The 6,117-nt window shown below is 55.0% G+C and carries 5 protein-coding genes; all 5 read left to right on the top strand.

Annotated features, from left to right (window positions below; translation table 11 throughout):
• Positions 1–238 precede the first annotated feature (238 nt).
• Positions 239–1,117, top strand: coding sequence for a nitrogenase iron protein (gene nifH / locus L692_RS0104000; protein WP_025697427.1), 879 nt, complete (start codon positions 239–241; stop codon positions 1,115–1,117).
• 206 nt (positions 1,118–1,323) lie between these two features.
• Positions 1,324–2,178, top strand: a complete 855-nt coding sequence (locus L692_RS0104005; protein ID WP_025697429.1) for an ABC transporter permease — start codon at positions 1,324–1,326, stop codon at positions 2,176–2,178.
• Positions 2,179–2,239: 61 nt separating this feature from the next.
• Positions 2,240–3,235, top strand: a complete 996-nt coding sequence (locus L692_RS0104010) for an ABC transporter substrate-binding protein (RefSeq protein WP_198027702.1) — start codon at positions 2,240–2,242, stop codon at positions 3,233–3,235.
• Between the two features lie 50 nt (positions 3,236–3,285).
• Positions 3,286–4,068, top strand: a complete 783-nt coding sequence (locus tag L692_RS0104015) for an ABC transporter permease (protein ID WP_025697432.1) — start codon at positions 3,286–3,288, stop codon at positions 4,066–4,068.
• Between the two features lie 70 nt (positions 4,069–4,138).
• Positions 4,139–6,117: 2-hydroxyacyl-CoA dehydratase (locus tag L692_RS0104020; protein ID WP_025697433.1), on the top strand; the 1,979-nt coding region annotated here is incomplete at its 3' end.

The raw sequence follows: 6,117 nt of genomic DNA on the forward strand, positions 1-6,117 counted from the left end.
AGGAGATGTGCAATCCACCGCCGATTTCAGTTGGATTCGGCACCGGGTATGGGAGCTTCTGCAAGGAGAGACAGCTTCGCCCAAGCCGCCGGTCCAGCAGACTCCGGTGCAGGCGCCGCTTGAGCTTGCCGAGCAGCTCTCCTCATCGGCAGCGTTGTAATCCTGCCTGGGGATAACCATTCGGCGTTGACCCGTTCAAATGTTTAAAATGCGTATAACAGATAAGGAGTGCTACTTCATGGCTAAGAAAATCAAACAAATCGCAATCTACGGCAAAGGGGGAATAGGAAAGTCGACGACAACCTCGAACATTAGCGCGGCACTGTCGGTGGCAGGCTACAAGGTAATGCAGTTCGGCTGCGACCCGAAGAGCGATTCGACCAACACGCTGCGCGGCGGCGAGTATATTCCCACCGTGCTTGATACGTTAAGAGATAAACAGATTGTGAGAGCGCATGACGTTATCTTCGAAGGCTTTAATGGAATATACTGCGTGGAAGCGGGCGGACCGGCTCCGGGCGTCGGCTGCGCGGGAAGAGGGATCATTACCTCCGTCTCTCTGCTGAAGCAGCAGAAAGTATTTGAAGAGCTTGATCTGGACTATGTCATCTATGATGTCCTTGGGGACGTTGTCTGCGGCGGCTTTGCCGTACCGGTGCGGGAAGGCATCGCCGAGCATGTATTTACGGTTACGTCCGCAGATTTCATGGCTCTTTATGCGGCTAACAACCTCTTTAAAGGGATTCATAAATACTCTACCGAAGGCGGCGCTCTGCTGGGCGGGGTTATCGCCAATTCGATCAACGCTCCTTACGCCAAGGAGATTGTAGATGACTTCGTCGCCCGCACGCATACACAGGTCATGGAGTATGTTCCGCGTTCCGTATCGGTGACACAGGCTGAGCTGCAAGGGAAGACGACCATTGAAGCGGACCCTGATTCCAAACAGGCGCAAATCTACAAATCGCTGGCTCAAAAAATTGTAGACCATACCGAGTCCAAGGTTCCGGTTCCTTTGGAAACCAGCGAACTGCGGGAGTGGGCCTCCAATTGGGGCAAACAGCTCGTGGAGCTGGAGACCGGCGTGCTCTCTCCGGCAGCGGCGGGCAATCTGTAATAATCGAATAATTCTGATTTTCTAAACCGACTTTTTAGGAAGAGGTTAAAATGACGCTTTAACGGCGCCGTTTTAACCTCTTTGTCATTCAGGTGCAAGTGCAGCAACTCTTTACTGCAACCCACTTTTCCAAAAGAGGTTAAGCAGCCGTTCCCCAACCGGCAAGCTTGACCTCTTTTATTTTGCTAAAAGGGAGTGAATGTTAGATGTCAGAGATCGACGATGGAACCAGGCTCCGGTCTTATAGGGGGAGCCGGATTCATGCCGGGTCAGCCCGCGCCGGGACCGCCGTTCTTGCTTTCCTGAAGGGCGCCGTCGAGAAGTCCGCAATTATGGTGTTGATTATCTCGGCCTGGGAAGCGTTGCCGCGTCTTGGACTTGTTGATCCGTTCCTGCTGCCGCCGTTCAGCGAAGCCATAGGAAGCTTGCTGCGCCTGTTCCAGTCGGGCGAGATGGTCCGGCATATCGCCGCAAGCTTTGGACGATCGGGACTCGCGTTTCTCGCCGCCGTCCTGTTCTCCATCCCGGTCGGCACCTTCATGGGCTGGAATGAGCGGATCGAGCGAATCATTGATCCGCTGCTTCAGGCATGCCGCAACACGTCGACTCTTGCTTTATATCCGGTATTCATTCTTTTTTTCGGTCTGGGTGAGACGTCAAAGGTCGCTATCATCCTGTGGGGGACCGTATGGCCGATTCTGCTCAACACCATATCCGGCGTAAAGGAAGCGGACCCGCTGCTCATTAAATCGGCCAGATCAATGGGGATTTCTAAGGCGGGATTGTTTCTCCGGGTCGTATGGCCGATGGCGCTGCCCTCTATTCTGACAGGTCTGCGCCTCAGCGCCGCGACCGCAATTCTGATGCTGGTGGCCGCTGAAATGCTCGGGGCGGACCGGGGGCTGGGGTTCATGATTTTTTATTACCAGGAGAGATACGCCATTCCCGAAATGTTCGGGGGCATTATCTTTATTTCCGTCCTGGGCGTCCTGATCAACTATGGTCTGGTTCATCTGGAAGGCAGGATGACCCGCTGGAAGGAGCGGACTGTCAAGGGTTAGCAAGACTAGAACAGGAAAAGAGGGATAGGAGAGCATGCTGGATCGACAAAGAATCAAACCTGTGAAATCAATTGCACTGCGGGCGCTTCTCTTGCTGATGACCGGAGCGGTTATTCTTGCGGGTTGCGGCAATGACACGGATTCCGCACAAGCGGGAAGCTCGGGAGAGCGCCTGGATGTCGTGCGGCTGGCCACACCGACCAATCTGACGGGCATCTCCACCTATTACGTGGCCGATGAGCTGGGATTTGCGGAGGAAGCCGGACTGAAATTCGAATTTATCGGCGCCGTCGAACCCGGGCAGCTGGTTGCGTCGGTAGTCGCGGGCAAGCTGGATGTAGGCGGCGCGCATATCAACCGTACGATTGCCGGAATCAGCGCGGGAGCCAAAATCAAGGCGGTTGTGGCCCAGACGGAAACGACCGAGGAGGTTCCGCATATGAGCTTTGTGACGACCAAGGACAGCCCGATCAAGTCAGCGGCTGATCTCGTCGGCAAGAAGGTCGGCATCTCCAAATTTGGAGGCTGCAATGAGTATACGCCTTACGCTTATTTGCTGAAAAACGGCATCAAGGACCCCAAAGGGAAATTCGAGATTGTCATTGCGCCGGAAATCAAGCTGGAGCAGGCGCTGCTGCAGGGCGATGTGGACATTATCGGTCTGCATGAGAATCCGTCCACCATTATCAAGCGCGGCAATTTGCGAGTCGTCTTCACAGATTATGACGTCTGGAATACGATCGGCGGCGCAACACCTCTCTATTTCTCCCAGAAATTCATCAAGGAGAAGCCGGATGTGGTCAGACGCTTCGTGGATGTTATCAGCAAGACCAATGATTATGTTAATGCCAACCCGGAACAAGCGATTGAGATTACGGCGAAGCGAGGCGACATTGATCCGGCCAAAATCAGGGCGAACTATTATGCTCCCCACGGTGAAATCAAAAAAGAATCGGCACAGGTCTGGATTGACCTCTTAACCCAGTTCAACGAGATTAAACCCGGCATCAAGCCCGAGGATATTTTTACCAACGAATTCAACGACACGCTGAAATGATCCGTCCTGCCTGTCCTGCTGTACATCAATAAGGAAGGGAAGGTCCGTCAGTGAAAATAGCAGCCATAGCAAGGCTCAGGTCCGCTTCGGAACGGTGGGCGGCGATCGCGGCGGTATGCATTGTCTGGGAGGCTGTTTCCCGGAGCGGCATGGTCAAGGATTTCATCCTGCCTCCATTCACCAGGGTCGTTTATAAGCTGTTCCAGCTTCTTCTAACAGGGCAGATATGGCCCGACATCGGAGCCAGCATGCAGCGGTCCGCCTCCGGGTTCGCGGTTTCGGTGCTGGTCGCCATCCCCCTGGGCTTCCTGACCGCCTGGTCCCCTAGAGCACAGCGAGTGCTGGACCCGGTTATGCAGTTCATGCGCAATACGCCGACGCTTGCCCTCTATCCCGTGTTCATTCTTGTCTTCGGGCTTGGCGAATTATCGAAGGTGGCCATCATTTTCTGGGGCGGGGTATGGCCTGTCCTCATGAATACGGTGGAAGGCGTCAACCGGACGGACCCGCTCCTGATCAAGTCCGGCCGCTCCATGGGCGCTACGCCGCTGACGCTGTTCTTCCGGATTATTTTGCCGTCTGCCCTGCCTTCGATTTTTACCGGCATTCGTCTTAGTGCTTCCCGCTCGATCATTATTCTGGTCGCCGCCGAGATGCTCGGGGCGGACAAGGGTCTTGGGTTCCTGATCTTCTCCTCCGAACAGAATTACAAGGTGGAGCAGATGTATGCCGGCATTATTGTCCTGATCCTGCTGGGAGTGCTGGTCAATTTTCTTCTGGTCCGTTGGGAAAAGCGGATAACACGCTGGAAACAGGAAATTTCCGGTTCGTAGACCGTCCCGCCAGTTCCGTTCCTTTAAAGGCAGTAATTGTATTTCAAATCCATAATACGAGGTGTTAAGCATGCAGATTCAAGATGTAGTGGATGAAAGGCTGCTGGATACGTTAAAAGGCGGCACAGTAATTGGCATTGACATTGGATCAAGAACGGGCAAAGCGGTGCTGCTGTCCGGCGGTGAGGTATACACCAGCTCGGTATATACCGGCATCAATATGCAGGAGACGGCCGACGAGCTGCTGGAGGACTTGCTGGACAAATCGGACCTCCAGCGTTCCGATATCAGCTATATCGTCGGTACGGGATACGGCCGCATCGCGCTGCAGTATACCGATATTCCGACCCAGATCGTAACCGAAATCTCTTGTCACGCCATGGGCGCCCATTATTTGAATGCGGATGTCCGGACAATCGTCGATATCGGGGGCCAGGACTCCAAGGCGATTCGGGTTGACCCGCTGACCGGCAGCGTTGTCGAATTCGTGATGAACGATAAATGCGCAGCCGGTACCGGACGCTTTCTGGAGAAGGTCGCTGAAATTCTGGAGCTGTCCATCGATGAGCTGGGATACGAGGCCGTGGAATCGGATGCGCCTTCCGAAATCAGCAGCCAATGCGTCGTATTTGCGGAGTCGGAGGTGATTTCCCTCCGGGCCAAAGGCGCGACGCGGCGGGATATTGCCGCCGGCATTCACTTCGCTTCCGCCAAGCGGGTCCGCAACCTGCTGAAACGGGTCGGCATCGAGCCGGGCCTGATCTTCTCCGGAGGCGTCTCGAATAATGTCGGCATGAGAAAGGCGCTGGAGGAACTGTCCGGCCACCCTCTGATCGAAGCCAAGATCGACACCATCTTCGCAGGCGCTCTGGGAGCGGCGATTCATGCTCTGAATTATTCCAGAGCCGCCGTCACTTCGGTTGCGGAAGCGGAGGATGTGTTCCGGCTTGACCTTACCGGTCTGGAGAACCGGATCGCCGAGCGGCAGGAACAGCTGGTAGTCAATGCCGATGACCGCAAAAAAGTCGGATACCTGTGCTCCTATACGCCGCTTGAAATGATCAGCGCCGCCGGCGTCGACCACATCCGGTTGTTCAAGGCGGGCGATACCGAAACGGTGGCGAGCGGCGAACAGATCACGCAAAGCGTATTCTGCGATTTCACGAAGAGTATTCTCGGCGCCTTCAAGGAAGAAGATCCGCTGTATTCTTCGCTGGATAAGGTTTACACCTTCTATACCTGCGACTGCATCAAGACGATCGGTGAAGCGATAGGGGAGTTCTTTACCCCCGCCGACATTTATACGCTCCCCCGGATTAAGGACAAGCCGTCGTCGCGCGATTTCTACAACTCCCAGATCTTGAGCTTCAAGGCCGATCTGGAGCGATTGTCAGGCAATACCATTACCGAGGGCGAGCTGCGCGTACAGATTCGGCTGTATAACCAGGTCCGCAAGCTGCTGACCCAAATCTCCGAACTGCGCAAACGTCCCAATCCGCCGATCTCGGGGAAAGACTACCTCGACTTGATCAAAGCCTTCTATTATCTGCCCGCTGAAGAACTGCTCCCGCTGTACCAGGGAATCTATGACAAGCTCTCTGCGTTGCCTGTCCGTGAGGACCGGCCGATCCGCCTGTTCATGGCCGGGGGCATTATCGCGGACGGCGACCGGAAGCTGATTGAGCTGATCGAGGATGAGCTTGGGGCCAGAATTGTCGCCGAGGATCATTGCACCGGGCTGAAAATCGCCTCCGGCTATATCGATGAGGAAGGTGATCCGTACCGTGCTCTGGCGGAAGGGTATATCGATCAGACGCCTTGCGCCCGGATGAAGCCGCTCCAGGAGCGCGTGGAGATTTCGGGAGCGCTGGCAACCGAGTATCAGGCGGATGGGGTGTTGTACGCTTATCTCAAATTCTGCCCGTGCTACGGACAAATCAAGAATGAATTCTTCCGGCACTACCAGCAACTGGGTATTCCGGTGCTTGAGCTGCCGATCGACTATTCCAAGAGCGATCAGGGGCAGCTGAAGACACGGCTTTTGGGCCT

This window comes from Paenibacillus forsythiae T98 (genome assembly GCF_000520735.1).
Lineage (GTDB): Bacteria > Bacillota > Bacilli > Paenibacillales > Paenibacillaceae > Paenibacillus_AQ > Paenibacillus_AQ forsythiae.